Annotated in this window: 24 protein-coding genes; 5 read left to right on the top strand and 19 right to left on the bottom strand. The window is 74.5% G+C overall.

All coding sequences use genetic code 11. From position 1 onward, the window contains the following. Positions 1-117 precede the first annotated feature (117 nt). Complete coding sequence (locus GA0070603_RS26250) at positions 118-3,036, top strand: Hsp70 family protein (protein ID WP_091319107.1); 2,919 nt, start codon at positions 118-120, stop codon at positions 3,034-3,036. On the opposite strand, the gene GA0070603_RS26245 is transcribed toward GA0070603_RS26250, so the two are convergent. Then, positions 3,026-4,906 carry a propionyl-CoA synthetase gene (locus GA0070603_RS26245; RefSeq protein WP_091319105.1) on the bottom strand — a complete coding sequence of 627 codons (1,881 nt, stop codon included), beginning with the start codon at positions 4,904-4,906 and terminating at the stop codon, positions 3,026-3,028. The genes GA0070603_RS26250 and GA0070603_RS26245 overlap by 11 nt on opposite strands. A 145-nt stretch (positions 4,907-5,051) precedes the next feature. On the opposite strand from GA0070603_RS26245, the gene GA0070603_RS26240 reads away from it, so the two are divergent. Further along, entirely contained in the window at positions 5,052-5,306 is a 255-nt protein-coding gene (locus GA0070603_RS26240; protein WP_091319103.1) for a hypothetical protein, read from the top strand. A gap of 145 nt (positions 5,307-5,451) precedes the next feature. Here the strand turns inward: GA0070603_RS26240 and GA0070603_RS26235 are convergent, their stop codons facing one another. Next, complete coding sequence (locus GA0070603_RS26235) at positions 5,452-5,982, bottom strand: hypothetical protein (RefSeq protein ID WP_091319101.1); 531 nt, start codon at positions 5,980-5,982, stop codon at positions 5,452-5,454. A gap of 99 nt (positions 5,983-6,081) precedes the next feature. Between GA0070603_RS26235 and GA0070603_RS26230 the strand changes: the two genes are divergently transcribed. Together GA0070603_RS26230 and GA0070603_RS26225 are read left to right on the top strand one after the other, a co-directional pair. Further along, positions 6,082-7,302 carry a GNAT family N-acetyltransferase gene (locus GA0070603_RS26230; RefSeq protein WP_091319099.1) on the top strand — a complete coding sequence of 407 codons (1,221 nt, stop codon included), beginning with the start codon at positions 6,082-6,084 and terminating at the stop codon, positions 7,300-7,302. A gap of 37 nt (positions 7,303-7,339) precedes the next feature. After that, positions 7,340-7,717, top strand: coding sequence for a hypothetical protein (locus GA0070603_RS26225; protein ID WP_091319098.1), 378 nt, complete (start codon positions 7,340-7,342; stop codon positions 7,715-7,717). Between the two features lie 38 nt (positions 7,718-7,755). Here the strand turns inward: GA0070603_RS26225 and GA0070603_RS26220 are convergent, their stop codons facing one another. The 4 genes from GA0070603_RS26220 to GA0070603_RS26205 form a co-directional block, all read right to left on the bottom strand. Then, positions 7,756-8,226: a ribose-5-phosphate isomerase gene (locus GA0070603_RS26220; protein ID WP_091319096.1), complete on the bottom strand. Its 471-nt coding sequence runs from the start codon at positions 8,224-8,226 to the stop codon at positions 7,756-7,758. A 73-nt stretch (positions 8,227-8,299) separates the two neighbouring features. Next, positions 8,300-9,499, bottom strand: coding sequence for a DUF1015 family protein (locus tag GA0070603_RS26215; RefSeq protein ID WP_091319094.1), 1,200 nt, complete (start codon positions 9,497-9,499; stop codon positions 8,300-8,302). 79 nt (positions 9,500-9,578) lie between these two features. Then, complete coding sequence (locus tag GA0070603_RS26210; RefSeq protein ID WP_091319091.1) at positions 9,579-9,938, bottom strand: hypothetical protein; 360 nt, start codon at positions 9,936-9,938, stop codon at positions 9,579-9,581. A gap of 120 nt (positions 9,939-10,058) precedes the next feature. Then, positions 10,059-10,682 carry a mycothiol-dependent nitroreductase Rv2466c family protein gene (locus GA0070603_RS26205; protein WP_091319089.1) on the bottom strand — a complete coding sequence of 208 codons (624 nt, stop codon included), beginning with the start codon at positions 10,680-10,682 and terminating at the stop codon, positions 10,059-10,061. A 227-nt stretch (positions 10,683-10,909) separates the two neighbouring features. Between GA0070603_RS26205 and pepN the strand changes: the two genes are divergently transcribed. Next, a complete protein-coding gene (gene pepN / locus GA0070603_RS26200) occupies positions 10,910-13,456 on the top strand; it encodes an aminopeptidase N (RefSeq protein WP_091319087.1) in 2,547 nt (848 codons plus the stop codon). A gap of 150 nt (positions 13,457-13,606) precedes the next feature. Here pepN and GA0070603_RS26195 read toward each other — a convergent pair whose 3' ends face one another. From GA0070603_RS26195 to kynU, 13 genes are all read right to left on the bottom strand, one after another. Beyond that, entirely contained in the window at positions 13,607-14,020 is a 414-nt protein-coding gene (locus GA0070603_RS26195) for a DUF5130 family protein (RefSeq protein WP_091319084.1), read from the bottom strand. Beyond that, positions 14,007-14,312: an aa3-type cytochrome oxidase subunit CtaJ gene (ctaJ, locus tag GA0070603_RS26190; RefSeq protein ID WP_449850575.1), complete on the bottom strand. Its 306-nt coding sequence runs from the start codon at positions 14,310-14,312 to the stop codon at positions 14,007-14,009. The genes GA0070603_RS26195 and ctaJ overlap by 14 nt, the downstream gene beginning before the upstream one ends. Positions 14,313-14,368: 56 nt before the next feature. Further along, positions 14,369-15,832, bottom strand: a complete 1,464-nt coding sequence (locus GA0070603_RS26185; protein WP_091319079.1) for an amidase — start codon at positions 15,830-15,832, stop codon at positions 14,369-14,371. Positions 15,833-15,896: 64 nt separating this feature from the next. Continuing rightward, entirely contained in the window at positions 15,897-16,898 is a 1,002-nt protein-coding gene (locus tag GA0070603_RS26180) for an amidohydrolase family protein (RefSeq protein WP_091319077.1), read from the bottom strand. Continuing rightward, positions 16,898-17,422 carry a 3-hydroxyanthranilate 3,4-dioxygenase gene (locus GA0070603_RS26175; protein WP_091319075.1) on the bottom strand — a complete coding sequence of 175 codons (525 nt, stop codon included), beginning with the start codon at positions 17,420-17,422 and terminating at the stop codon, positions 16,898-16,900. Before GA0070603_RS26175 ends, GA0070603_RS26180 begins: the two co-directional genes overlap by 1 nt. Beyond that, positions 17,419-17,841, bottom strand: coding sequence for a RidA family protein (locus tag GA0070603_RS26170; protein ID WP_091319073.1), 423 nt, complete (start codon positions 17,839-17,841; stop codon positions 17,419-17,421). The genes GA0070603_RS26175 and GA0070603_RS26170 overlap by 4 nt, the downstream gene beginning before the upstream one ends. Beyond that, positions 17,838-18,611, bottom strand: coding sequence for a 2-keto-4-pentenoate hydratase (locus GA0070603_RS26165; protein ID WP_091319071.1), 774 nt, complete (start codon positions 18,609-18,611; stop codon positions 17,838-17,840). Before GA0070603_RS26165 ends, GA0070603_RS26170 begins: the two co-directional genes overlap by 4 nt. After that, a complete protein-coding gene (dmpG, locus tag GA0070603_RS26160; protein ID WP_091319069.1) occupies positions 18,608-19,669 on the bottom strand; it encodes a 4-hydroxy-2-oxovalerate aldolase in 1,062 nt (353 codons plus the stop codon). The genes GA0070603_RS26165 and dmpG overlap by 4 nt, the downstream gene beginning before the upstream one ends. After that, positions 19,666-20,595 (bottom strand): acetaldehyde dehydrogenase (acetylating), encoded by a 930-nt coding sequence (locus tag GA0070603_RS26155; protein ID WP_091319066.1) that lies wholly within the window; start codon positions 20,593-20,595, stop codon positions 19,666-19,668. Before GA0070603_RS26155 ends, dmpG begins: the two co-directional genes overlap by 4 nt. Continuing rightward, positions 20,592-21,386 (bottom strand): 2-keto-4-pentenoate hydratase, encoded by a 795-nt coding sequence (locus GA0070603_RS26150; protein ID WP_091319063.1) that lies wholly within the window; start codon positions 21,384-21,386, stop codon positions 20,592-20,594. The genes GA0070603_RS26155 and GA0070603_RS26150 overlap by 4 nt, the downstream gene beginning before the upstream one ends. Before the next feature lie 65 nt (positions 21,387-21,451). Beyond that, positions 21,452-22,933: a 2-hydroxymuconic semialdehyde dehydrogenase gene (locus GA0070603_RS26145; protein ID WP_091322310.1), complete on the bottom strand. Its 1,482-nt coding sequence runs from the start codon at positions 22,931-22,933 to the stop codon at positions 21,452-21,454. A gap of 20 nt (positions 22,934-22,953) precedes the next feature. Beyond that, positions 22,954-24,288 (bottom strand): FAD-dependent oxidoreductase, encoded by a 1,335-nt coding sequence (locus tag GA0070603_RS26140; RefSeq protein ID WP_091319060.1) that lies wholly within the window; start codon positions 24,286-24,288, stop codon positions 22,954-22,956. After that, positions 24,285-25,562: a kynureninase gene (kynU, locus tag GA0070603_RS26135; protein ID WP_091322309.1), complete on the bottom strand. Its 1,278-nt coding sequence runs from the start codon at positions 25,560-25,562 to the stop codon at positions 24,285-24,287. Before kynU ends, GA0070603_RS26140 begins: the two co-directional genes overlap by 4 nt. Positions 25,563-25,564: the final 2 nt, after the last annotated feature.

Genomic DNA, 25,564 nt, shown 5'->3' with positions numbered 1-25,564 from the left:
CGGTCCCGGCCGGGTGCCGCACTCGGGTTTCCGCGCCGCCCACCGCGAACCAGCGGCGGCGAGGGCTGCGTACGATGCGGGGCCGGACATCCCCTCGTCGGGTGGAGGTAGGGACGGATGTCAGGCCAGCGGGACGGTTTCGCCCTCGGCGTGGACCTCGGCACCTCGAACACCGTGGCCGTGCTGCGCTGGCCGGACGGGCGTACGCGCCCGTTGCTGGTGGACGGCGAGCCGATCCTGCCGTCCGGTGTGTACGCCGACACCGACGGGCGCCTGCACGTGGGGCGGGACGCGCTGCGCCTGGCCCACGCCGACCCGGACCGCTACGAGCCGAACCCCAAGCGCCGCGTCGACGAGCCGGAGGTGACGCTCGGCGACCGCCGGTACCGCCCGGCCGAACTGCTCGGCGGGGTGCTGCGCGCGGTGGGCGAGGCCGCGGTGGGCGCGCTGGGGTTCCTGCCGCCCGCGGTGGTCACCTGCCCGGCCACCTGGGACGCCGACCGGCGGCAGGTGCTCGCCGAGGGGCTCGCCCTGGCCGGCTGGCCGTCGGCGGCCGAGCACACCCTCTCCGGTCCCACCCCGCCCGGCACCCGGCTGCTGCGCGAGCCGGTCGCGGCGGCCCGCTACTACACCGAGGTGCTGCGCCGGCCGGTCCCGGTCGGCGAGTCGGTGGCGGTCTTCGACTTCGGCGGCGGGACGCTGGACGTCGCCGTGGTCCGCAACGAGGGCGCCGACCCGTGGGGCGACTCCGGCTTCCGGGTGATCTCCTGCGGCGGCCTCGACGACCTGGGCGGGCTGGACCTGGACGCCGCACTGCTCGCGCTGGTCGGCGCGCGGGTCGCCGCCACCCACCCGGCGCAGTGGGCGCGGTTGAGCGAGCCGGCCGACACCACCGGGTGGCGGGAACGGCTCCAGTTCGTCGAGCACGTCCGGGGCGCGAAGGAGATGCTGTCCCGCACGACGGCGGCGCCGGTGGCGGTTCCGGGGGTGCCGGCCGCCGTGTCGCTGAGCCGGGCCGAACTGGAGGGGGTGGCCGCACCGCTGCTGCGGCGGGCGGTCGCCGAGACCCGGCGGGTGATCGCCGGGGCCGGGCTGACCCCGGAACGCCTCGCCGGGCTGTTCCTGGTGGGCGGCTCGTCGCGGATCCCCCTGGTGGCACGGCTGCTCCACGCCGACCTGGGGATCGCGCCCACCGTGCTGGAGCAGCCCGAACTGCCGGTCGCCGAGGGCGCGCTGACCGACCTGCCGCTGCGGCGGAACCGGCCGGCCGCCCCGCCGCTGCCGCTGGCCCCGGCCGGCGCGGCCCTCGCCGGCCCCAACGGCACGCACGTCGCCGCCGGACCGCAGGGCACGCCGCTCGCCGCCGGACCGCACGGCACCGCCGTGGCCCCGCACTCACCCGCACCGGGCACGCCGCTCGCCGCCGGACCGCACGGCACCGCCGTGGCCCCGCACTCACCCGCACCGGGCACGCCGCTCGCCGCCGGACCGCACGGCACCGCCGTGGCCCCGCACCCACCCGTTTCGGGTACGCCGGCCTCCGCGCCCGTCCCGCCCGGCTCGCCGGTCGGCGGCGTGCCTCCGCAGGGGCCCGGCATCCCGCACCAGCCGGGCGCGTGGCCGGGCTCGACCGGCGTACCCGCGAACGGGGCGCCCGGATCACCGGCCGCGCCGACCGGCGGTGGCCGGCCCCGGCGGGCGCTGTGGATCTCGGTCGGCGCCGTGGTGGCCCTGGCCGGGGTGGCCACCGCGACCGTGCTCTACCTGATCCGGGACCGCCACCCGGAGCTGGACTTCGAGGCGTTCGGCAAGCCCGTCCGCGTCGCGGCGGGCGGGGAGCGGCCCGTGGCGATGTTCACGGCGGTCGCGGGCGACCGGGCCTACCTGGCCTATCCGCGTGCGGACGACCGGCTGGCGGTGGTGGCCGTCGAGGCGGGCACCGGCAAGGAGCTGTGGCGCAAGGAGAGCGCCACCACCGCCGACCAGTGGGCCGGCGTGGTCGCGCTGCCCGGCGCGGTGGCGCTGCTCGCGGACGCCGCGGGCAGCAGCACCCCGCGCCAGCTCGAGGTGCTCGACGGCGGGAACGGCGGGCCGCGCTGGCGGCACACCGTGCAGGGGGACGACGAGTTGTTCGTCGGCAGGGACGTGGTGGCGGTCACCGACCACGAGCGGAAGCGGCTCGTGGGGCTCAGGCTGAGCAACGGCGACGAGAAGTGGTCGTTGGCCGACCTCACCGACCAGTACGGCGGCACGCGCGACAGCGTGCACCCGGTGACCACCGACGAGGCGATCTCCGGCCCCGGATACGGCGACGGGTCGCCCCGTGACCCGGAGCAGGGCCCGGTCGAGCAACTCGTGCAGGTGAGCGCGGACAGGTCGGTCCGGCTGATCGACCTCGGGTCGGGCGACGTGGTCCGCGACTGGAAGGCGGTGGCCGAGCCGGACGACCTGGTGGCGGCCCACGAGGACCGGCTCTTCGTGGCGGGGGACGACGGGCGGCTGCTCGCGTACGACCTGGGGAAGCAGGCGCAGCCGAGCGTGCTCTACCGGGCGGAGGACAACGACCGGCGGGCGAAGGCGCTGGCGCCGTGCGGGGAGCACCGGGCCTGCCTGCTGGAGGTGACCGACTCCGACGACAAGACAGCCGTCGTGGTGGCCGCGCAGGAGGACAAGGACGTCAAGAGGTGGCCCGCGCCGGGGATGGCCCAGCTGGTGCCGGTCGGCGAGCGGGTGCTGGCCCGGCGCCTCTACCCGGAGCCGGCGGCGACCCTCTTCGCGCCGGACGGGACGAAGGTGCTCGACGACGAGGACGGGGTGGCCGTCCGGGTCGACGCCGGCAACCTGCTGGTCTTCGCCGACCCGCTGGGCAGCGGGGTGGACGACCGGAGCGTGGCCGGGGTGGGCGCCGGGTCGGGCACTGTGGCCCAGCTCGGTGAGCTGAAGGACGTCCGCGGCGACTCCTGCTCCTGGAACACCCGGATCGTCGTGTGCGGCTCGGAGGAGGACTTCGTGCTGTACCGCTTCGTCAAGGAGTAGCGCCGAGGTCACGGAAGACGGCAAGCGCCGCCGGGTCCTCGATGGTCGGCGGCACCGGCTCGTCCCGCCCCTCGACCAGTCCGCGCATGGTCCGGCGCAGGATCTTGCCGGAGCGGGTCTTGGGCAGCGCCGGCACCACTGTCACCCGGCGGAACGCGGCCACCGGCCCGATCCGCTGCCGGACCAGGGCGACGAGCTCACCGGCGAGCGCGTCCGGGTCCGCGTCGGCGCCGGCCTTGAGCACCACGTACCCGCTGGGCACCTGGCCCTTGAGCGCGTCGGCCACGCCGATGACCGCGCACTCGGCGACCGCCGGGTGCGTCGCCAGCACCTCCTCCATCGCCCCGGTCGAGAGGCGGTGCCCGGCCACGTTGATCACGTCGTCGGTGCGGCCCATCACGTAGAGGTAGCCGTCGTCGTCGAACCGGCCGCCGTCGCCGGTCAGGTAGTAGCCGGGGAAGGTGGCGAGGTAGGAGCGGACGAAGCGCTCGTCGTCGCCCCAGAGGGTGGGCAGGCAGCCCGGTGGCAGGGGCAGCCGGATCACGATCGAGCCGTCGGTGCCGGGCGGCACCTCCCGGCCGCCGCCGTCGACCACCCGGACGTCGTAGCCGGGGACGGGCACCGACGGGGAGCCGGGCTTGATCGGCAGCGGCTCCAGGCCGCGCGGGTTGGCCGCCACCGGCCAGCCGGTCTCCGTCTGCCACCAGTTGTCCACGACGGGTACGCCGAGCCGCTCCCCCGCCCACGCCCAGGTGTCCGGGTCCAGCCGCTCGCCGGCCAGGAAGAGGGTGCGCAGGCTGCTCAGGTCGTGGCCGGCCAGGAGCGACCCGTCCGGGTCCTGCCGACGGATCGCCCGGATCGCGGTGGGCGCCGTGAACAGGGCGGCCACCCGGTGCTGGGCGACCACCCGCCAGAACGCGCCGGCGTCCGGGGTGCCGACCGGCTTGCCCTCGTAGAGCACGGTGGTCGCGCCGGTGAGCAGCGGCGCGTAGACGATGTAGGAGTGGCCGACCACCCAGCCCACGTCGGAGGCGGCCCAGAAGACGTCGCCCGGCTCGATGCCGTAGACGTTCCGCATCGACCAGCGCAGCGCCACGGCGTGCCCGCCGTTGTCCCGGACCACGCCCTTGGGCCGGCCCGTGGTGCCGGAGGTGTAGAGGATGTAGAGCGGGTCGGTGGCGGCGACCGGCACGCACTCCACCGGCTCGGCGTCGGCCATCACCTCGTCCCAGGTCAGGTCGCGGCCGGGAAGCAGCGGAGCGGGCTCCTGCGGGCGCTGCACGATCACGCAGTGCGCCGGGGCGTGGGACGCCTCGTCCAGCGCGGCGGCGAGGATCGGGTGGTAGGGCACCACCCGGTCGACCTCGATGCCGCAGGAGGTGGCGACGACCACGGCCGGCCGGGCGTCGTCGATGCGGACGGCCAGCTCGTGGGCGGCGAAGCCGCCGAAGACCACCGAGTGCACCGCGCCGATCCGGGCGCAGGCCAGCATGGCGATCACCGCCTCCGGCACCATGGCAAGGTAGAGCAGCACCCGGTCGCCCCGGCCGACGCCGAGCCGGCGCAGCGCTCCGGCGAACCGGGCGGTCTCGGCGAGCAGTTCGGCGTAGCTGAGGGTGCGGACCGTGCCGGTGACCGGGCTGTCGTGGATCAGGGCGGGCTGGTCGCCCCGGCCGGCCGCCACGTGCCGGTCGAGCGCGTTGTGGCAGGTGTTCAGCACACCGTCGGGGAACCAGCGGTACAGCGGGGCGCCGCTGTCGTCGAGGATCCGCTCCGGCGCCCGGTGCCAGTCGAGGTCCGCGGCGGCCTCCCGCCAGAAGCCGGCCGGGTCGGCGATGCTCCGCTCGTACGCTGATCGATACGCGCCCATCCCGTCATGCTGGCCGCAGCCCCGGGCCGGCGCAACGGCTCACCGGGTCGGGTGCGCCGGAAGCACGCCCCGGCTCGGTGAACGGCCCGACCCCGCCGGTGGACGTCACCGTTTCCGCCCGGTCCGCCAGGGGTACGGCTGGCACATGGAGACGAACACGAAGGCGTACCTGGTGGGCGGTCCCCGGGACGGCAGCAGCCAGGACGCGGGTGACCAGGCCCTGTTGGAGATCGAGATCGACGGCATGATCCACCGCTACATCCGGACCACGCAGCAGCACGGCGAGGGTGGCGTCGTCTACAACTACGACGGGATGGTGGCGCCGGGCGGCGGCGAGCCGGGCGTCGAGGACCCGGCGGCACGGGTGGCCTCCCCGAAGGCCGACGCCGAGGGCCAGTGACCGCTCAGCCCACCGGGCGACGGATGAACCGCGTCCGGCCGGGTAATGCGAGCGCCGTCCTGGTGGAGTGACGACCGGCGTCGCGGCGTACCGCGACCGGGCACGCGGGCGGGCGGCGGGGGGCCGCCCGCCCGCGGCCACGGTGTCAGTTGCCGGTCACCCAGTTCCAGGCGGAGACCACCCACTCGGTCTGCTGGAGGTAGGCCACTCCCACGCCGGCCAGGAAGAGCGCCGTCACCAGGTGCGCACCGCGGGCGCTGCGCCGCACCCGGCCGAGCTGCCGCTCCAGGACGAGCCGGCCGAGGAGGCGGGCCAGGGCGAACAGGCCGACGGCGGTGAGCAGGCTGAGAACGAAGGTGAGCAGCGGGGCGGCCAGGTCGCCCCGGCCGGAGATCGCCCAGATGCCCCAGCACACGAAGGCGAACAGGGCGCCGGCCGCGCTCCACTCCCCGCCCCGGCGGAGCTGGGCGAGGTGCCAGCCCATGGGTCGCCGGGGCGACGAATCACCCGTCCAGTCGCCGGGGTCGACCGCGGGGAACTGCTCGGTCCGGGGCGTACGCGGCTGGCCGACCGCCGCCACCCCGCGCCGGAACGCGTCCCGCTGCGGGGGCACCACGCCGGGCTGCGGCGGCACCTCGACCGTCCGCTCGGCCCACGGCTGTGTCTGGTCCGCCATCTCGTGTCCTCCCCCTCGACCCACGCCGGCCACGGTTCCGAGGGTAGCGAGCCGGCAAATAGGGTGCCGACCCCGAACGTGATGGGTTAGACACATCCGATGACGGACGCGCTGGTGCCCCGGGCCGAGGACTTCGACGAGATCGCCGAGTTGCTGGCGCTCGCCTTCCACGGCGACGTCGACCCCGACCTGCTGAAGATCGAGCGCGGGATCTTCGAACCGGACCGGGCGCTGCTGGTCCGCGACGGCGCGACCGCCGTGGCGCACGCCGCGGCGTTCACCCGCAACCTGGCCGTGCCCGGGGCCAGCGTGCCGGCCGCGCACGTGACAATGGTCTCGGTCGCCCCGACGCACCGCCGGCGCGGGCTGCTCACCGGGCTGATGCGCCGGCAGCTCCGCGAGGTCCGCGACGCCGGCCGGGAGCCGCTCGCGGTCCTCTGGGCCAGCGAGGGCCGGATCTATCCCCGGTTCGGCTACGGCCTGGCCGCGCAGCGGTTCGTGCTGGCCGGCGACACCCTCGGGCTGCGCCTGCCGGACCCGACGCCCGCCGAGGGCACCCTCCGCCTCGACCGACCGGCGCCGCACCGGGCCGAGCTGGCCCGGCTGTACGAGCGGGCGCGCGCCGACCGCCCCGGCTGGTCGCACCGGAGCGAGCCCTGGTGGGACTACGTCCTCGCCGACGTGAAGGGGCTGCGCGGCGGCGCCACCGAGCGCCGGGTGCTGCTGCACGAGGGGCCGGACGGCCTGGACGGGTACGCGCTCTACCGGACGAAGGAGGACTGGGCCGGCACCGGGCCACGGGCCGAGGTCCAGGTGGGCGAGGTGGTGGCGGCCCGGCCGGAGGCCTACCTGGCGCTGTGGCGGCTGCTGCTCTCGATCGACCTGACCCGCCGGGTGTCCTTCTCCGCCGCCGCCGTGGACGAACCGCTGTTCCGGCTGGTGGACGAGCCGCGGCAGCTCGGCGCCCAGCTCGCCGACGCCCTCTGGGTACGCGTCGTGGACGTGCCCGCCGCGCTGGCCGCCCGCCGGTACGCCACGGACGTCGACGTGGTGGTCGAGGTCACCGACGACCTGCTGCCCGAGAACGGCGGCCGGTGGCGGCTGGTCGGCGGCCCGTCGGGGGCGGAGTGCGCGGCCACCACGGCGCCCGCCGGGCTGGCCTGCGACGTCCGCGCCCTCGGTGAGCTCTACCTGGGCGGCGCCGGCCTGGCCGCGCTCACCGCCGCCGGGCGGGTCCGGGAGCTGGTCCCCGGGACGGTGGCGGCGGCGGCCCCGGCCTTCGGCTGGCACCGCGCCCCGGCGCCCATGGAGGTCTTCTGACTCCCCCGCCGCCTCCCGCGCCCGGTACGGTCGGGTGATGGGTGATGCGGAGCGCCGGCGGCGACGGCTGCGGCACCACGGCGACGGCGGGACACCGGACACCGACGGCCCGAGCGCGAGCACGGCCGCGGTGCACGACGACGTGGCCCCCCGGCCGCCGCGCGGCGGCGCCAGACGCGCCGAGCCGGAGCAGGAGCCGCGGGGCCGGCGTCCGGGGCCGCCCGCCGACGAGGGCGAGCGGGGGCTGCGCGGCCTGGTGGGCTCCGGCTCGTCGCAGGTGAGCGTGACCGCCGCGCTGCGGGCGCGGGACGCCGCCCGCCCGACCGACGAGGACCTGGCCGAGGCCGAGGCCCGGGTGGTGATCGTCCGCCGCAACTGGGTGCCCCGGGAGGAGCTGCCCCGCACCGGGCGGTGACGGGCGCGACCCGCGCGGGCGCGCCCGCCAGCGACGGGTCAGGCGGGCAGGTCGGGAAGCCGGCGGCTCTGCTCGTAGTCGGCGACCTGGGCGATCCGCCGGGCGTGCCGGGGGTTGCCGGAGAACGGGGTGGTGAGGAACGCCTCGACCAGGGCGGTCGCCTCGTCCAGGGTGTGCTGCCGGCCGCCGATCGCGACGATGTTGGCGTCGTTGTGCTCGCGGGCCAGCTGGGCGGTGTCGATGTTCCAGGCGAGGGCCGCCCGGACCCCGGCGATCTTGTTGGCGGCGATCTGCTCGCCGTTGCCGGAGCCGCCGATGACGACACCGAGGCTGCCCTGGTCGTCGACCACGCGCTGCCCGGTGTGCAGGCAGAACGCCGGGTAGTCGTCGTCCGGGTCGAAGGCGTGCGGGCCGACGTCGACCACCTCGTACCCCTGCTTGGCCAGGTGGTTGGCGAGGTGCACCTTCAGCTCGAAACCGGCGTGATCGGATCCCAGGTAGACGCGCATACCGCGCAGTCTGACAGGCCCGCCCCCGTGCCGGCGCGCGGGCGGCGGCACGGAGGCGGATTCGTCACACGCGTCAGCGGGGAAGTTCGGCCACGACCAGGCCGGCCCGCGCCTTCGGGGTGAACCAGGTGCTCTTGCGGGGCATCTTCTCCCGGGCCAGGTTCACCGCGACGAAGTCGTCCACGGTCACCGGGGCGACGAGGACGGCCAGCTCGGCCCGGCCCGCGTCGACCTCGCCGGTGAGCCAGTTCGCCGGGTAGTCGCCGCCCACGTAGGTGATCCGCTTGTCGCCCGGGTCGAGGCCGAGGGCGTCGCGCAGCAGCAGCCGCTCGACGAGCGCGTGGTCGAGGTTCTCCAGCCGGTCGCCGCCGACGTGCGGCAGGCGCACCGCGTACCCCTGGCCGGCGAGGTGGAGGTGCACGGTGCCGCCGGTCGCCGGGACGCCGACCGGGCCGGCGACCGGGGTGATCTCCGCGCCGGCGGCGCGGAGCCGGTCGAGCAGCTCGTCGGGGGTGGTGGTCAGCTCGCTGACCAGCCGGTTGTAGGGCTGGATGGCGACCGACGCCGGCGTGGTGATCACCGACAGGAAGCGGGGGAAGCCGCCGGTCTGCGCGGCCAGGCTGCGGTGGTTGCCGTCGGCGACCACCAGCTCGCCGCCGCCCGCCAGGGCGGTCAGCTCGTCCTGCGCCGGGCCCGGGCCGAGCAGCCAGATGGCGTGCGTGCGGCCGGCCTGATCCACGTCGGTGGCGGCGGGCGCGCCGGCCGACTCGGTCGCCGCCGCGAGCGCGGCGTGCAGTTCGTCGCCGCGCCCGGTCTGGAGCAGGAGTACGGGTGAGAGCAGGTGCCCGAGCGCCTCGGCCAGGGCGACGCGCTCCCGCACCTTCGCGATGAACACGTCCTCGTTGCGGATCACCAGGCCGGGCTCGTCGGCGCGGGTGGAGATCTGGTCGGTGTCGACCATGGCGAACAGCCCGTACGCGCTCTCCTCGCCCGGCGCGCTGATCCGGTAGAGGACCACGACCTGCTCGGCCGGGGTGTAGCTGCCGTCCGCCTTCGCCTCGGCGAGGCGGGCCACCGCGTCGGGGAGCGCGTCGAGGAAGGACCTCCCGAGGCTCCCCGGCGCCCGGTGGGGCATCTCGATGCCCAGGGCGCTGTGCGGATTCGCCTCGACGATGGCGGTGATCTCCGCGTCGTCGGCGAACTCGTCGTAGTTCTGCGCGCCGGTGCCGCCAGTGGTGATCCAGGCCCGGGCGATCGGATGCACGACCGTCATGCCCGCTGACGCTACCCGCGCCGTCCGGAGCGCCGGTGCCGGACCCGCACGCCGTCCACCAGATGAAAGGGGACGCGGTTCAGCCGGTGCGGTGCCGGCCGGGGGCCGCGCTCCCGCCCGGCGTCGGGGCGGCCGGCCGGGAGCCGCCGGAGGCGGTGAGCCGCACCGTCGTCGCCCCGGCCGGGGCCGGGCGGCCCGCCGCGGCGCTGGTGCGGACCGTGCCCGGGGTGCGGGCCGGCAGGCCCGCGTCGGCGGGCGGGGTCATCCGTGAGGTGGCCACCACCCGGGCCACACCGACCACGATCGGCGGAGCCAGCAGGCCGGCCATCTCCGCCGGGACCGCCGGCCAGTCGCCCTCGGCCACCGACCAGTACGTCGCGCCGGAGTCCTCGGTCGCCGTCTCCGGCGCGTCGGCGGACAGGCGGCGGTGCTTACCCATGGGAACGCCTCCAGGAGCTGCCGGGCTGCGGCCCCGGACGGGCCGCCGGCTGGGACACCCGGTGAAACGAGCCCCGCACCGGCCCGGTGACGGGGCGGCGCGGGGCTCGTCCGGCGCGGCTCAGTCGAAGACCGGGCCGACCTCGCGGCTGCGCTTCAGCTCGTAGAAGCCCGGGGTGCCGGCCACCAGCAGGACGCCGTCCCAGAGCCGGCCGGCCGCCTCGCCCTTCGGCGCCGGGGTGATCACCGGGCCGAAGAAGGCGACCTGCCCGCCGTCCGGGCCCGGTGCGTGGATCACCGGTGTGCCCACGTCGGTGCCGACCGGCCGCATGCCCGCCTCGTGGCTGGCCCGCAGCGCCTCGTCGTACTCGGTCGACTCGGCGGCGTCGGCGAGCGCCGGGTCCAGGCCGACGTCGGTGAGCGCGCCGGCCAGCATGTCCCGGCCCAGTTCCTCCTTGCCGAGGTGGATCCGGGTGCCCATCGCGGTGTAGAGCTTCCCCAGCACCTCCCCGCCGTGCGCCTGCTCCACGGCGATGCAGACCCGCACCGGGCCCCAGCCCTTCTTCATCAGATCCTGGTACTGCTCCGGCAGGTCCCGGCCCTCGTTGAGCACCGAGAGGCTCATCACGTGGAACCGGATGTCCACGTCCCGGACCTGCTCGACCTCCAGCAGCCAACGGGAGGTGATCCACGCCCACGGGCACAGCGGGTCGAACCACATGTCCACGGCGACACGTTCGGTCACGGTGTCATCCCTTCACGACTCCACGGCGCCGGAGCTCCGGCGCCTTCCCCTCCGATCCTCACCCCACCCGCCATCCACCGGTACCGGAATGAGAGCGTGACCTCGGCCACCGAAGGGTGTCCGTGCATGGAAGACTCGGTTTCGGACCGGCCGTCACGAGCGGGCCGGGGAGGCCGGTGCCGCGGGGCGCGGCGAGACGAGTGGGATGGAGACGAACAGTGCCGGGAGTGCGCAACCTGACCCAGGTCGAGGCCACCGAGCGGGCCCGCCTGCTCGACGTCACCGGGTACGACATCAACCTTGACCTGTCGACCGCGGTGCAGGCCGACGGTCAGACCTTCCGGTCGGTGACCGAGGTCCGGTTCCGCTGCGCCGAGCCGGGGGCGAGCACCTTCATCGAGACGGCCGCCGAGTCGGTGCGGTCGGCGACGCTGAACGGCACCCCGGTCGACCTCGCCGGCTGGTCCGCCGAGAAGGGCCTCACCCTCACCGGCCTGGCCGCCGAGAACGTGCTCGTGGTCGACGCCGACTTCGGCTACTCGAACAGCGGGCAGGGCCTGCACCGCACGGTCGACCCGGTGGACGGCGAGACCTACCTCTACAGCCAGTTCGAGACCGCCGACGCGCAGAGGGTCTTCGCCTGCTTCGACCAGCCCGACCTGAAGAGCGTCTACACCTGGCACGCCACCGTCCCGGAGCACTGGCGGGTGGTGTCCAACATGCCGGTGGAGCGCGAGGAGCCGGCCGGTGAGGGGCTCAAGACCGTCCACTTCGCCGAGTCGGCGCGGATGAGCACCTACATCACGGCGCTCTGCGCCGGCCCGTACCACGAGGTGCGGGACAGCCACGACGGCATCGACCTGGGCGCCTACTGCCGGGCGTCGATGGCGCGGTACATGGACGCCGACGACCTGTTCCTCATCACCAAGCAGGGCTTCGACTTCTTCCACGAGAAGTTCGGCGTGCGCTACCCGCTGCCCAAGTACGACCAGCTCTGGGTGCCGGACTTCAACGCCGGCGCCATGGAGAACTTCGGCTGCGTCACGCACGCCGAGTCGCACTACATCTTCCGCTCGCAGGTCACCGACTTCGAGTACGAGCAGAGGGCCAACACGATCCTGCACGAGCTGGCGCACATGTGGTTCGGTGACCTGGTCACCATGCGCTGGTGGAACGACCTGTGGCTGAACGAGTCGTTCGCCGAGTGGGCCAGCCACTGGTGCAACACCCACGCCACCCGCTTCTCCGACGCGTGGACGACCTTCCTGTCCATCCGGAAGAACTGGGGCTACCGGCAGGACCAGCTCTCCTCCACCCACCCGGTCTACTGCGAGATGCCGGACCTGGAGGCCGTCGAGGTCAACTTCGACGGCATCACCTACGCCAAGGGCGCCAGCGTGCTCAAGCAGCTCGTCGCGTACGTGGGCGAGGAGCCGTTCCTGGCCGGCCTGCGGGCCTACTTCGGCAAGCACGCCTGGGGCAACGCCACCTTCGACGACCTGCTCTCCGAGCTGGAGACGGCCTCCGGCCGGGAGCTGCGCAAGTTCGCCGCCCAGTGGCTGGAGACCGCGCAGGTCAACACGCTGCGCCCCGAGGTGACCATCGGTGCCGACGGCACGTACGAGCGGGTGCTGGTCCGGCAGGAGGCGCCCGCCGGGCACCCGACCCTGCGCACCCACCGGATCGGCGTGGGCCTCTACGACCTGACCGACGGGCGGCTGGTCCGCCGGGAGCAGGTCGAGGTGGACGTGACCGGCGAGCTGACCGAGCTGTCCGTGCTCCACGGCAAGCAGGCCGCCGACGTGCTGCTGCTCAACGACGACGACCTGACGTACACGAAGCTGCGGCTCGACGAGCGGTCCATGGCGACAGTGGTGCAGCACATCGCCGGCTTCGACTCGTCGCTGGCCCGCGCGCTGTGCTGGACCGCCGCCTGGGACATGACCCGCGACGCCGAGCTGTCGGCCCGGGACTACGTGGCGCTGGTGCTGGCCGGGCTGCCGGCGGAGACCGACATCAACCTGGTCACCGCCACCCTGCGCCAGGCGACCACCACGCTCACCTTCTACGCCGACCCGGCCTGGGCGCCGACCGGCTGGGCCGAGCTGGCCCGGACCGCCCGCACCGCGCTCGCCGCGGCCGAGCCGGGCAGCGGCTTCCAGCTCGCCTGGGCGCGGGCGTACGCCTCCGCGGCCCGTTCCGGCGAGGACCTGGCCACGCTGCGCGGCTGGCTGGACGGCGCCGGCGTGCCGGACGGGCTGACCGTGGACACCGAGCTGCGCTGGACCGTCCTCCAGTCGCTGGTGGCCAACGGCGCGGCCGGGGCGGCCGAAGTGGAGGCCGAGCTGGCCGGCGACCGGACCGCCAGCGGCGAGCGGGAGGCCGCGTACGCGCACGCGCTCGTGCCGACGGCCGAGAACAAGGCGGCGGTGTGGGCGCAGCTCACCGGCCCGGAGGCGCTGCCGAACTGGCGCAACCGGGCGCTGCTGCAGGGCTTCACCCACCCGGCGCAGGTGGAGCTCACCGCGCCGTACCGGGAGAAGTACTTCGAGGCCGCGGCGCAGGTGTGGGCGCAGCGGGACAGCGAGCCGGCGCAGGAGTTCGTGCAGCTCGCCTACCCGGCGTACCTGGTCGAGGAGGACACGGTGGCCGCCACCGACGCCTGGCTGGCCCAGGAGGGTCACCCGGCGTCGCTGCGCCGGCTGGTGGCGGAGGGCCGCGACGGCGTGTCCCGCGCCCTCAAGGCCCGCGCCCGGGACGCCCGGAGCGCCTGACCGACGAGCACGCGGCCGGGGCCGGTGTGGGTGGGAGCCCGCGCCGGCCCCGGCCGTTTGTCGACCCGGGCGCCTGACCTCGCTGCCCCCCGCACACGAGAAAGCCCGGCCCGCGTTGCGCGGGCCGGGCTTTCTCGTGTGCGGGAGGGCTCAGCCCTTGCCGGCGTGGCTGGCGAGCTGGTCGAGGCCCTGGATGATGCCGCCGGCCAGGTCGCCGCCGCCGAACGAGGCCACCATGGAGAGTGCGGCAAGCTTGGCGTACGTGTCCGGGATCCGCTTGCGGGCGTACCGGCCGGTGATGATCTCGAGCTGCCGCTGGTTGGGCGACACGGCGATCAGCACGGACCGGTCCGGCTCGGCGAGCTGGCGGTGCAGCCGCCCGGCGTGCTCGCGGATCGGCTCGTCGAGGCCGCCCACGTAGACCGAGAAGACCAGGCCGGTGCCCTGGTCGGCCAGGCGGAGCGCCTCGTCGATGCGGAGCAGCTGACGGGTCGAGAACGGCCCGTCCAGGACCTCGGGCGGGTTACCGGTCCCCGTCGCGGCCTGCTTCTCACCAACGGTCACTTGCGCCTCCGGTTCCACCGGCCGGCGCCTCCCGGCCGGCCTGCTCCTGCTTGCGGCTGGTCAGCGCCGGCGCCTGCGCGCCGGCGGCCAGTGCGGTGCCGGCCGAGTCGGCCAGCTGCTCCGGGCGGCCCAGGAACCAGACCGGAGTGAAGTCGAACGGCCGGCCGGGCCGGTAGCGCTTGGCACCGCCACCGCCGCCACCACGGCTGCCCACGGCCGCCAGCCCGGCGATCACCAGCACGGCGGCCGCCGGGATGCCGACGAAGACCAGCAACGTCTCGGTAACAGACAATCCCAACGCCCCCAGGCGGAAAGAGAGACCAGGAATTTTCCGGGTCGGGTGGACGGTCATGACGACGCGCGCCCGACTCCGCTTGTGCTGTTCACGTTAGCGGAGTCGACGGCCCGCCAGATTGCGGGGTGCTGATCCCATCCGCCACAGCCGTGCTCCAGTTGCGCGGCAGTGGCTATCAATGTCGCGTCGTCGCCGTACCGGCCGGTGAGCAGCACGCCGACCGGCATCCCGTCGGCGGTCCGGCCGACCGGCAGGGAAACGGACGGGTCGCCGGTCACGTTGAAGATGGCGCAGTACGGCGAAAACCGCCGCTGCCGGTCGAAATCCTCGGCCGGATCGAGGCTGGCGAACGCCCCCACGGGCGCCTGCGGGGCCGCCAGGGTCGGGCAGAGCAGCAGGTCGCACCCGGCGGTACGGCTCACGCCGCGACGTACCTGGGCCTGGAGTTCGCCGAGCGCGGCCATCAGCGGCCCGGCGCCGACGGCCGCGCCCCGGGCCCGGAGGAACCGGGTCAGCGGCAGCAGGTCGCTCTCCCGCTCCGCCGGCACAGGGGCGAGCGCCAGCACGTACCAGACGGTCTCGAAGAGCGGCCACGCGTCGGGGCCGAGCGGCGCGGGGACGTCGACCACCTCGTGGCCGGCCGCGCTGAGCAGCGCGGCGGCCCGGTCGACGGCGGCCACGCAGTCCGGGTGGACCGGCTCGTCGGCGAGCATCGGGGCGGTGAACCGGCCGATCCGCAGCCGGCCCGGCGCGGCGGCCCGGGCGGCGCCCAGGTAGCCGCCGGTGGGCGCGGCGGGCGCCAGGTACGGCTCGCCGGGCACCGGTTGCGCCAGCACGTCGAGCAACGCGGCCACGTCGGTCACGGTACGGCCGAGCGGGCCGCTGATGGGCAGCCCGAACGCGCCGAAGCCGAGCGGGCCGCCGGAGACCAGCCCCCGGCTGGGCTTGTAGCCGACCAGGCCGCAGAGGGACGCCGGAATGCGCAGCGAACCGCCGCCGTCGGAGCCCTGCGCCACCGGAACCAGGCCGCCGGCCACCGCGGCCGCCGCCCCGCCACTGGACCCGCCGGCCGTGTAGCCCAGGCCCCACGGGTTGCGGGCCGGCGGCGCGACGAGCCCCTCGGAGTAGAGCGAGCAGCCCAGCTCCGAGGTGGTGGTCTTGCCGAGGCTCACCAGCCCGGCGCCGGCCATGAACCGGACCACGTCGGCGTCGACCGGCGGCACGAAGTCGGCGAAGGCGGCCGAGCCGAAGGTGGTGCGGACGCCGGCGGTGAGCGTGAGGTCCTTGATGGCGGTCGGCACCCCGTGCAGCGGGCCGCGCCGGTCCGCCGGCACGGCGTCGGCGGCGGCGGCCGCCGCCCGCGCGCGTTCCGGGGTGACGGTGACGAACGCGCCGAGGGTGTCGGCGAGCGCGTCCACCCGGTGCAGGTGGTGCTCGACAAGCTCCACGCTGGACAGCTCACCCCGGCGGATCGCGGCGGCCTGCTCCAGCGCGGTCAGGTCGTGCGGCTCGGCCATGCCCCTATCCTGCCTGGTCACGGCAGCCCTCGCACTCACCACCCGCCGCGCGCCCGCGGCGCGGTCAGCCGTGCAGGAAGCGGAGGGCGTTGCCGCCGAGGAGCTTGGCCCGCTGCGCGTCGGTGAGGAACTCCGCCCGGTGCACCACCTGCCCGACCGGCCGCTCCCCCAGCGGGTACGGGTAGTCGCTGCCCACCAGCACCCGGTCCTCGCCCATCGTGTCCACGAGCAGCCGAAGGGCGGCCGGCTCGAAGACCACCGAGTCGACGCTGAACCGGTCGACGTAGGCGCTGGGCGGTGCGCTGGACGCGCCGCGTACCAGGTCGCCGCGGCGGTGCCAGGCGTTGTCGGCGCGGCCCAGCCAGAACGGGAAGCTGCCGCCGCCGTGCGCGAAGCAGATCCGGAGCGTGTCCGGCACCTTGTCGAAGACCCCGCCGAGGATCAGCGCCAGCACCGACAGGTGCGTCTCGGCCGGCATCCCGGTCAGCCAGCGGGCCATCCACCTGTCGAGCCGGGGGCCGCCCGGCATGTCCCACGGGTGCACGAAGACGGGCGCGCCCACCTCGGCGCAGTGGGTCAGGAACTGCACGATGCCCGCGTCGTCGAGGTCGCGGTCGCCGACGTGGTTGCCGATCTCCACCCCGGCGTGCCCGGCGGCCAGGCAGCGGTCCAGCTCGGCGCAGGCGGCGTCCGGGTCCTGCAACGGCACCTGGCAGAACGGCACCAGCCGGTCGCCGCCACCGGCGGTGACCTCCAACATGAGGTCGTTGAAGATCCGGGCCACCTTCACCGCCTGGTCGGCGGGCCGGTCGTAGCTGAAGAAGACCGGGGTGGGCGAGACGACCTGCACGTCGACGCCGTCGGCGGCCATGTCGGCGAGGCGGGTCTCCGGGTCCCAGCACTCCGCGCCGACCGGCCGGAACTCCGTCTCCCCCACCATGATCATGGCGGCGCGCTCGGAGTCCACCCGGAGCCAGGGCCAGCCGGCCCCGCCGCAGGCCGCGGCGAGGTCCGGCCACCCCTTGGGTACGACGTGCGTGTGCACGTCGACGACGCGGTGCGGCATCAGCCCTTGCCCGGGTGCAGCGCGCCGCAGTTGCCGCAGGTGCGGGCCTTCTCGTCGGCGTAGAACTCGGCGAAGACCGGGGGCAGGTCGGCGGCGATGTCGCGCACCTGGAGTTCCACCTCGTGCACCTTGTGGCTGCACTCGGGGCAGTACCACTGGAACTTCTCCAGGGTGCCCTCCTCGCGGACCCGCTCGATCACCATGCCGATCGAGCCGGCCTCGGGGCGCTGCGGCGAGTGCGGGGTGTTGCGGGGCAGCATCCACATCTGACCCTCGCGCACGTGCACCGTACGCGGCCCCTCGGGCAGCATGAGGTTGATGTGCATGTTGCCCTTGACCTGGTAGAAGAACTCCTCGTACGGGTCGACGTGGAAGTCGGTGCGCTGGTTCGGGCCGCCCACCACCATGACGATGAAGTCGTCGCTGCCCGGCAGCATCTCCTTGTTGCCCACCGGCGGCTTGAGCAGGTGCTGGTTCTCCCCGATCCAACCGGAGAAGCTGAACGGCTCGGCGATCTCACTCATGACGGACCTCCCGACGGAAGTAGTGCCACGGCCTGCATCTCGATGAGCAGGTGCGGATGCGGAAGCTGGTGCACGGCCACCGTGGTCCGGGTCGGCCCGGTGGCGTCGAAGAACTCCGCCCACACCTCGTTGTAGCCACCGAAGTCGTTCATGTTGACCAGGTAGCTGGTGACCTGCACCAGATCACTCAGGTCGGCGCCGACCGAGCGGAGCAGGTCGCGGATGTTCCCGACCACGGCCCGGGTCTGCGCCCGGATGTCGAGGTCGGTGGTGCCGAACTCGTCGACCGAGACACCGGCGAAGGTGTTGTCCGGCCGGCGCGACGACGTACCCGAGACGAAGACGAACCCGCCCGCGACCTTGACGTGCGGGAAGGCGCCGCGCGGCACGGCCTTCCCGGCCACCACCCGGGCCGTCATGAGGCCGCCCTCAGCGACGCGCTGCCGAGCTTCTCCACGACGGCGCGGACGTGCGCGCCGGGGCGCAGCGGCACGGCGGCGGTGGCCGCGCCGGCCAGGAAGACCCAGCCCTTGCGCAGCCGGACGCCGTGCCGGCCGGCCAGCCGGATGCCCTCGTCCAGCGCCCGGCGCGGGTCGCCGAGGATCGCCGCGGTCGAGCCGGCCTGCGCGACCCGGCCGTCGATCTCCAGCAGCACGCCGAGGTTGTCCAGGCCCTCCGGCACCGGCGACCAGGGGCCGACCACGAACGCGGCGGCCGAGGTGTTGTCGGCCACGACGTCCGGCAGGGAGAAGGTGAAGTTGGCGTACCGGGAGTCGATCAGCTCGATCGCCGGGGCGACCGCGCGCACGGCCCGGGTGAAGGAGCCGACCGGCTCGCCCGGCTCGGGGAGGCGGTCCAGCAGGAACGCCACCTCCGGCTCGACCCGGGGGTGGATGAAGTCGGCCACGTCGACGGTGCCGCCGTCGGGCACCCGCATCACGTCGGTGAGCCGGCCCCAGATCACCTCGTCCACGCCGACCTGGGCCATCTTCGCCTTGCTGGTCAGCCCCATCTTCAGCCCGACCAGCCGCTCACCCCGGTCGAGTCGGCGCTGCAGCAGTGCGGCCTGCACGGCGTACGCGGCGTCCACGTCGAGGCCGGTCTCGGCGGCGAGCTGCGGGATCGCGGTGGCCGTGTCGGCGGCCGCGCCCAGCTTCTCGGCGATCCCCGCGACGTCCGGTCCGATCATGAGTCCCCCTTGCCGGCCAGGTCCAGTGCCACGTCCACGATCATGTCCTCCTGGCCGCCGACCATCCGGCGCCGGCCCAGCTCGACCAGGATCGAGCGGACGTCCACCCCGTACTTGGCGGAGGCGCGCTCGGCGTGGCGGAGGAAGCTGGAGTAGACCCCCGCGTACCCGAGGGAGAGCGTCTCCCGGTCCACCTGGACCGGGCGGTCCTGGAGCGGGCGGACCAGGTCGTCGGCCGCGTCCATGAGCGCGAACACGTCGCAGCCGTGCTTCCAGCCGTGCAGCTCGGCGACCGCCACGAAGACCTCCAGCGGGGCGTTGCCGGCGCCCGCGCCCATGCCGGCCAGCGACGCGTCCACCCGGACGGTCCGGCCGTGCGGGGCGTCCGCGCCGGCCGGCCCGGGGCCGGGGATCCGGCCGTGCTCGACGGCCAGCACGCTGTTCGCCACCCCGAGGGACAGGTTGTGGTGGGCGTGGATGCCGATCTGCGTCTCCGGTTCGAGCACCTGCCGGTACGCGTCGACCCGCTGCGCCACGTCGGACATGAGCAGCCGCCCGCCGGAGTCGGTGACGTAGACGCAGTGCGCCCCGTACGACTCCATGAGCTTGGCCTGGGCGGCCAGCCCGGCCGGGTCGTTCATGTGCGACATCATGAGGAACCCGGAGACGTCCATGCCGTTCTCGCGGGCCCAGGAGATGTGCTGCGCGGAGATGTCCGCCTCGGTGCAGTGGGTGGCGATCCGGACGCTGGTCACCCCGAGCGCCTTGGCCGCCTTCAGGTCGGCGATGGTGCCGATGCCGGGCAGCAGCAGGGTGGTGAGCCGCGCACTGGTCAGCACCTCGGCGGCGGCGGCGATCCAGTCGGCGTCGCCGGCCGCGCCGTGGCCGTAGTTGACGCTGGAGCCGGCCAGCCCGTCGCCGTGCGCCACCTCGATGGCGGCCACCCCGGCCGCGTCGAGCGCGGCGGCGATGGTCCGCACCTGGTCCACCGTGTACCGGTGGGCGATGGCGTGCATGCCGTCGCGCAGCGTCACGTCCTGGATGTAGAGGTCGGTCATCGCGCGGCCGCCTTCCTGAGCGTGACCAGCCGCTCGGCGGTGCGCAGCGCGGCCGAGGTCATGATGTCCAGGTTCCCGGCGTACGCGGGCAGGTAGTGCCCGGCGCCGGACACCTCCAGGAAGACCGAGACCTGGAGCCCGGTGAAGTGCCGGCCCAGCACCGGCGCGTACGTGTCCACCCGGTCGAACTGCACGTCCTGCTTGAGGCGGTAGCCCGGGACGTACTCCTGCACGGTCTTCACCATGTCGGCCACCGACGCGGCGATCGCGGTCCGGTCGGCGTCGGCGTCCGGGCAGAGGCAGTAGACGGTGTCGCGCATGAGCAGCGGCGGGTCGGCCGGGTTCAGCACGATGATGGCCTTGCCGCGCTCGGCGCCGCCGACCACCTCGATGGCCCGGGCCGTGGTCTCGGTGAACTCGTCGATGTTGGCGCGGGTGCCCGGCCCGGCCGACTTCGAGGCGATCGAGGCGACGATCTCCCCGTACGCCACCGGGGTGACCCGGCCGACCGCGTGCACGATCGGCACGGTGGCCTGCCCACCGCAGGTCACCATGTTCACGTTGGGCTGGTGCAGGTGCTCGTCGAGGTTGACCGGCGGCACCACGTACGGGCCGATGGCGGCCGGGGTCAGGTCGACAACGGTCCGGCCGTGCGACCGCAGCACCGCGTCGTGGCGCCGGTGCGCGCCGGCCGAGGTGGCGTCGAAGACCAGCTCCACGTCGGCGAACTCGGGCATGGCCACCAGGCCGTCGACGCCCTCGGCGGTGGTCGCCACGCCCAGCCGGCGGGCCCGGGCCAGCCCGTCGGACCCCGGGTCGATGCCGGCCATCGCCACCATCCGCAGGCTGTCACTCAGCCGCAGCACCTTGATCATCAGGTCGGTGCCGATGTTGCCCGACCCGAGCACCGCCACTCCGACGGTCATGAGGCCTCCTTCGAGAAGCAGGTCCGCACCGAGCCGAGCCCGGAGATCCGCGCCTCGTACGCCGCGCCGGGCGTCACGGGCACCATGGGGCCGAGCGCCCCGGAGAGCACCACGTCCCCGGCCTTCAGCGGGTCGCCGGCGCGGGCCATCGTGCCCGCCAGCCACTCCAGGGCGTGCAGCGGGTTGCCGAGGCAGGCCGCCCCGGCGCCGACCGATACCGGCTCGCCGGCGTGCTCCAGCACCATGCCGCAGAGCCGCAGGTCCACGTCGGCGAGCCGGCGGGGCGCGGTGCCGAGCACGAACAGCCCGCTGGAGGCGTTGTCCGCCACGGTGTCCACGATGGAGATGTCCCAGCCGGCGATCCGGGAGTCGACGATCTCGATGGCCGGCAGCACGTGGTCGACGGCCCGGATCAGGTCCACGGTGGTGACCCGCTCGTCGGGCAGGTCGGCGCCGAGCACGAAGGCGATCTCCGCCTCCACCCGGGGCTGGAGCAGCCGGCTCATCGGCACCTCGACGCCGTCACCGACGGCCATGTCGTCGAAGAGCACCCCGAAGTCCGGCTGGAAGACACCGAAGTTCTCCTGCACGGCGCGGGAGGTGAGGCCGATCTTCGCGCCCACGCGGCGGTGGCCCTTGCCGAGCCGCTGCCGGGTGTAGACCTGCTGCACCTGGTAGGCCGCCTCGATGTCGCCCTCCGGCAGCAGCCGACCGCGCAACGGCGGGCACGGCTTCTCCTCCTGCCGGGCCACGGCCAGCTCGCGGTTGGCTGCTTCGATGTCGACGGTCATCCCGGCTCCTCGCTGTGTTCGCTTGGGACGCCGGCCATTCTGCCCGCCGCGCGCACTCCGCTCGGTCATGAGAGGTCCACGCAGACGTTCGTGAGCTCCGAGTAGAAGTCGAGCGAGTGCACGCCACCCTCCCGGCCGATCCCGGACGCCTTCACCCCGCCGAACGGGGTGCGCAGGTCGCGCAGGAACCACGTGTTCACCCACACGATGCCGGCGTCCAGCCGCGACCCGGCCCGGTGCGCCCGGCCCACGTCGCGGGTCCAGACCGTCGCCGCCAGGCCGTACTCGGTGCCGTTGGCCAGGGCGTACGCCTCGTCCTCGTCGTCGAACGGCGCCACGTGCACCACCGGGCCGAAGATCTCCTCCCGGTTGGTGCGGGCGTCCGGGCCCAGGCCGGTGAGCACTGTCGGCTGCACGTACGCGCCGCCGTCGCGGGCGTCGCCGAAGCGCGGCGTGCCGCCCCCGGCGCGCACCTCGGCGCCCTCGGTGCGGGCCAGCTCGTAGTGGCCGAGCACCTTGTCCCGGTGGGTGTGCGAGATCAGCGGCATGTTCACGGTGGCCTCGTCGGCCGGCCACCCGTACGCCAGCTCGTCGGCGCGCTTGGCCAGCCGGGCCGTGAACTCCTCGAAGACCGGCCGCTGCACGTAGATCCGCTCCGTGCAGAGGCAGACCTGACCGCCGTTGGTGAAGCTGGACCGGACCGAGCCGGCGACCGCCGCGTCCAGGTCGGCGTCGGCGAAGACCAGGCCGGCGTTCTTGCCACCCAGCTCGAAGCTCACCGCCTTCACCCCGTCGGCGGCGGCCCGCATGATGGCGCTGCCGGTGGCCGACTCCCCCGTGAAGGTGATCGCGTCGACGCCCGGGTGCCGGGTGAGGTGCTCGCCGGCCGAGCCGGGGCCGAAGCCGTGCACCAGGTTGAACACGCCGTCGGGCACGCCCGCCGCGGCCATCACCTCGGCCAGCAGGGTCGCCGACGCCGGGGTCTCCTCGCTGGGCTTCACCACGACGGCGTTGCCGCAGGCCAGGGCCGGGGCGACCTTCCAGGTGAGCAGCAGCAGCGGCAGGTTCCACGGCACGATGATCGCGACCACGCCGACCGGCTTGCGGACCGCGTAGTTCAGCGCCCGGCCGCCGGTCGCGGTGACAGTGGTGAACGACTCGGTCGGCGCGGTCGCCACGATCTCGGCGAACGCCCGGAAGTTGGCCGCCCCGCGCGGGATGTCCAGCGTGCGGGCCTGCGAGATGGCCTTGCCCGTGTCGGCCACCTCGGCGGCCACCAGGTCGTCGAAGCGGCGCTCCAGCTCGTCGGCGACCCGGCGGAGCACCTCGGCGCGCTCCCGCTCGCCCATCCGGCCCCACGGGCCGCGCAGCGCCGCCCGGGCCGCGGTGACGGCGTCGTCCACGACGGACTCACCGGCCTCGACGACCTCGAATACCGGCTCGCCGGTGACCGGGCTGCGCTTGGTGAACCGCGGCCCGGCGTCGGTGAAGGAGCCACCCACGAAGTTGCGCAGCAGGCCGGGGCCGTCCGGCGCGTGCCCGGCCATCAGCCGGGGATCCCAGAGGGTCATCCTCGCCTCCCTCGGCCGAGCGCCGCCGCCGCACCGGCCAGCGCCACCAGCGCGCCGGCCGCCACGGCCCCCACCACTCCGTACTGCCGGCGCACCCGGCGGCGCACCTCCGCGTACGGGGTGGTGGAGAACGAGACCAGCTCGTACTGCGAGACGTAGCGGCCGGGCAGGGCGCGCTCCAGCGCGTGCTCGATCTTCTTGCGGGTCTGGAACACCGGCGAGGCGACCTTGTCCCGCATCTCCACGAAGTTGGTCAGCGCCATCCGGGCGATCGCCTCGGCGTTGGCCTGCCGGCGGTGCTGGAACAGCGGCAGCGCCGACGCCCACTGGTCGCCGCACTCGTCCAGGCAGCGGTCCAGCTCGACCACGTCCTCGAACGCGCAGTTCGCGCCCTGGCCGTAGAACGGCACGATGGCGTGCGCCGCGTCGCCGAGCAGGCCGACCCGGCCGGCCACCTGCCACGGCGTGCAGCGGACCGTGCCGAGGACCCCGACCGGGTTGTGCTGGTAGTCGTCGACCAGGTTCGGCGCGAGCGGCACGAGGTCCGGGTAGTGGGTGGCGAAGTACGTCTCGATGGCGGCCGGGCTGCCCAGCGAGGCGAAGCTCTGCGTGCCGTGGGTCGGCCAGAACAGCGTGCAGGTGAAGGAGCGGTCCGGGTTGGGCAGGGCGATCATCATGGAGGTGCCGCGCGGCCAGATGTGCAGCGCGCCCGGGTCGAGGGCGAACTCGCCGCCGATCGGCGGGATGGTGAGTTCCTTGTAGCCGTAGTCGAGGAAGTCGAGGCTCTCGGTCACCGCCCCGTACGCCAGCAGTTGGCCGCGCACGGCGGAGCCGGCGCCGTCGGCGCCGAGCACGACCGACGCGGTCTCGGTGACCTTGCCCTGCGGGGTCTCGAAGGTCATCTCGCCGGTGGTCGGGTCGAGCCCGACGAGCCGGTGGTCGAAGGCGATCCGCACGCCGGGCAGCGCGGTGGCGGCGTCCAGCAGCGCGTTGTTCAGCGCGCCCCGGCTGATCGAGTTGATCGCCCGGTCGCCGGAGACGCTGTACGACTGGAACTGCGGCTCCCCCTCCACCGGGTGGATCATCCGGCCGCGCATCGGCAGCGCGTCGGCCATCACCTGCTGGTCCAGCCCGATCCGCCGCAACGCGTCCAGGCCGCGCTCGGAGAGCGCCAGGTTGATCGAGCGCCCCCGCTCGACCTTGCCGGTGCGCGGGTCCGGCCGCCGCTCGTAAAGGGCGACCGGGTAGCCGCGCCGGGCCAGGAAGCAGGCCAGCAGGCAGCCGGCCAGCCCCGCGCCGACGACGGCGATCTCCTCGCGTTCCGTACTCATGAGGTGGCCTCCACGGTCGCGGCCAGCGCGTCGGCGACCCGCCAGCAGTCGTGGTACGTCGAGTAGAGCGGCACCGGGGCGAACCGGACGACGTCCGGCTCCCGGGCGTCGGCGATCACACCGTGCTCGTGCCGCAGCCGCTTGGTCAGCTCGTTGGCGCTGCCCGCGCCGATGCGGACCGAGAGCTGGCAGCCGCGGCGCTCCGGGTCGCGCGGGGTGATGACGGTCAGCGGCCGGTCCGCGGTCACCTCGTCGAGCAGCGTCTCCAGGTAGCCGGTGAGCCGGAGGCTGCGCTCGCGCAGCGCGGGCATGCCGACCGAGTCGAACAGCTCCAGCGAGGTGCGCACCGGGCCCATGGCGAAGATCGGCGGGTTGGAGATCTGCCACGCCTCGACGGTGGCCGGCGGGCGGGACACCGGGGTCATCTCGAACCGGGTGGCCGCCTCGGTGCTCCACCAGCCCTCGAAGCGGGGCAGGTCCGGATCGCCGAGGTGGCGCTCGTGGACGAAGACGCCGGCCAGGGCACCGGGGCCGGAGTTCAGGTACTTGTAGGAGCACCAGGCGGCGAAGTCGACGTCCCAGTCGTGCAGCGACAGCGGCACGTTGCCGGCCGCGTGGGCCAGGTCCCAGCCGACCACCGCGCCGGCGGCCCGCCCCGCGGCGGTGATCGCCGGGATGTCCATCAGCTCGCCGGTCAGGTAGTTGACCCCGCCGAGCAGCAGCAGCGCCACGGTCTGCCCCTCGGCGGCCAGGAAGTCGAGCACGTCAGGCGTCCGGAGGGTGTCCTCGCCCGGGCGCGGCCTGAGCCGCACGACGGCGGTGTCCGGGTCGAGGCCGTGGAAGCGGGCCTGGCTGCGCACCGCGTAGCTGTCCGAGGGAAAGGCGCTGTCCTCGATGACGATCCGGGTCCGCTCCCCCGCCGGCCGGTAGAAGCTCACCATCAGCAGGTGCAGGTTGACCGTGAGGGAGTTCATCACCACGGTCTCCGCGGGCCGGGCGCCGACCAGTCGCGCGGCCGGCGCGGTCAGCAGTTCGTGGTACGGCAGCCAGGGCCGTTCCGCCTCCAGGTGCCCCTCCACGCCCAGCCGCCGCCAGGCGTCCAGGTCGGCGAGGAGTTCCTCGCGGGTGGCCCGGGGTTGCAGGCCCAGCGAGTTGCCGGCCAGGTACGCCACCTCGGGGTAGCGCCCGCCCTCGGCGGGCGGGACGAGGAACAGGTGCCGGTGGCCGGGGTCGGCGGCGTCGCGGGCGCGGGCGTCTTCTTCGGGGGTGTGCATGC

The sequence above is a fragment of the Micromonospora chersina genome, assembly GCF_900091475.1.
Lineage (GTDB): Bacteria > Actinomycetota > Actinomycetes > Mycobacteriales > Micromonosporaceae > Micromonospora > Micromonospora chersina.
Note: the sequence above shows the minus strand (reverse complement) of the source record. Positions and strands in the feature narration are given on the sequence as shown.

Excerpts from the sequence above, each read along its gene's own strand:
- GA0070603_RS26250 (WP_091319107.1), top strand. The coding sequence starts at position 118 with ATGTCAGGCCAGCGGGACGGTTTCGCCCTCGGCGTGGACCTCGGCACC.
- GA0070603_RS26245 (WP_091319105.1), bottom strand. The coding sequence starts at position 4,906 with ATGGGCGCGTATCGATCAGCGTACGAGCGGAGCATCGCCGACCCGGCC.
- GA0070603_RS26240 (WP_091319103.1), top strand. The coding sequence starts at position 5,052 with ATGGAGACGAACACGAAGGCGTACCTGGTGGGCGGTCCCCGGGACGGC.
- GA0070603_RS26235 (WP_091319101.1), bottom strand. The coding sequence starts at position 5,982 with ATGGCGGACCAGACACAGCCGTGGGCCGAGCGGACGGTCGAGGTGCCG.
- GA0070603_RS26230 (WP_091319099.1), top strand. The coding sequence starts at position 6,082 with ATGACGGACGCGCTGGTGCCCCGGGCCGAGGACTTCGACGAGATCGCC.
- GA0070603_RS26225 (WP_091319098.1), top strand. The coding sequence starts at position 7,340 with ATGGGTGATGCGGAGCGCCGGCGGCGACGGCTGCGGCACCACGGCGAC.
- GA0070603_RS26220 (WP_091319096.1), bottom strand. The coding sequence starts at position 8,226 with ATGCGCGTCTACCTGGGATCCGATCACGCCGGTTTCGAGCTGAAGGTG.
- GA0070603_RS26215 (WP_091319094.1), bottom strand. The coding sequence starts at position 9,499 with ATGACGGTCGTGCATCCGATCGCCCGGGCCTGGATCACCACTGGCGGC.
- GA0070603_RS26210 (WP_091319091.1), bottom strand. The coding sequence starts at position 9,938 with ATGGGTAAGCACCGCCGCCTGTCCGCCGACGCGCCGGAGACGGCGACC.
- GA0070603_RS26185 (WP_091319079.1), bottom strand. The coding sequence starts at position 15,832 with ATGGCCGAGCCGCACGACCTGACCGCGCTGGAGCAGGCCGCCGCGATC.
- GA0070603_RS26180 (WP_091319077.1), bottom strand. The coding sequence starts at position 16,898 with ATGCCGCACCGCGTCGTCGACGTGCACACGCACGTCGTACCCAAGGGG.
- GA0070603_RS26175 (WP_091319075.1), bottom strand. The coding sequence starts at position 17,422 with ATGAGTGAGATCGCCGAGCCGTTCAGCTTCTCCGGTTGGATCGGGGAG.
- GA0070603_RS26170 (WP_091319073.1), bottom strand. The coding sequence starts at position 17,841 with ATGACGGCCCGGGTGGTGGCCGGGAAGGCCGTGCCGCGCGGCGCCTTC.
- GA0070603_RS26165 (WP_091319071.1), bottom strand. The coding sequence starts at position 18,611 with ATGATCGGACCGGACGTCGCGGGGATCGCCGAGAAGCTGGGCGCGGCC.
- dmpG (WP_091319069.1), bottom strand. The coding sequence starts at position 19,669 with ATGACCGACCTCTACATCCAGGACGTGACGCTGCGCGACGGCATGCAC.
- GA0070603_RS26155 (WP_091319066.1), bottom strand. The coding sequence starts at position 20,595 with ATGACCGTCGGAGTGGCGGTGCTCGGGTCGGGCAACATCGGCACCGAC.
- GA0070603_RS26150 (WP_091319063.1), bottom strand. The coding sequence starts at position 21,386 with ATGACCGTCGACATCGAAGCAGCCAACCGCGAGCTGGCCGTGGCCCGG.
- GA0070603_RS26145 (WP_091322310.1), bottom strand. The coding sequence starts at position 22,933 with ATGGCCGGGCACGCGCCGGACGGCCCCGGCCTGCTGCGCAACTTCGTG.
- GA0070603_RS26140 (WP_091319060.1), bottom strand. The coding sequence starts at position 24,288 with ATGAGTACGGAACGCGAGGAGATCGCCGTCGTCGGCGCGGGGCTGGCC.
- kynU (WP_091322309.1), bottom strand. The coding sequence starts at position 25,562 with ATGCACACCCCCGAAGAAGACGCCCGCGCCCGCGACGCCGCCGACCCC.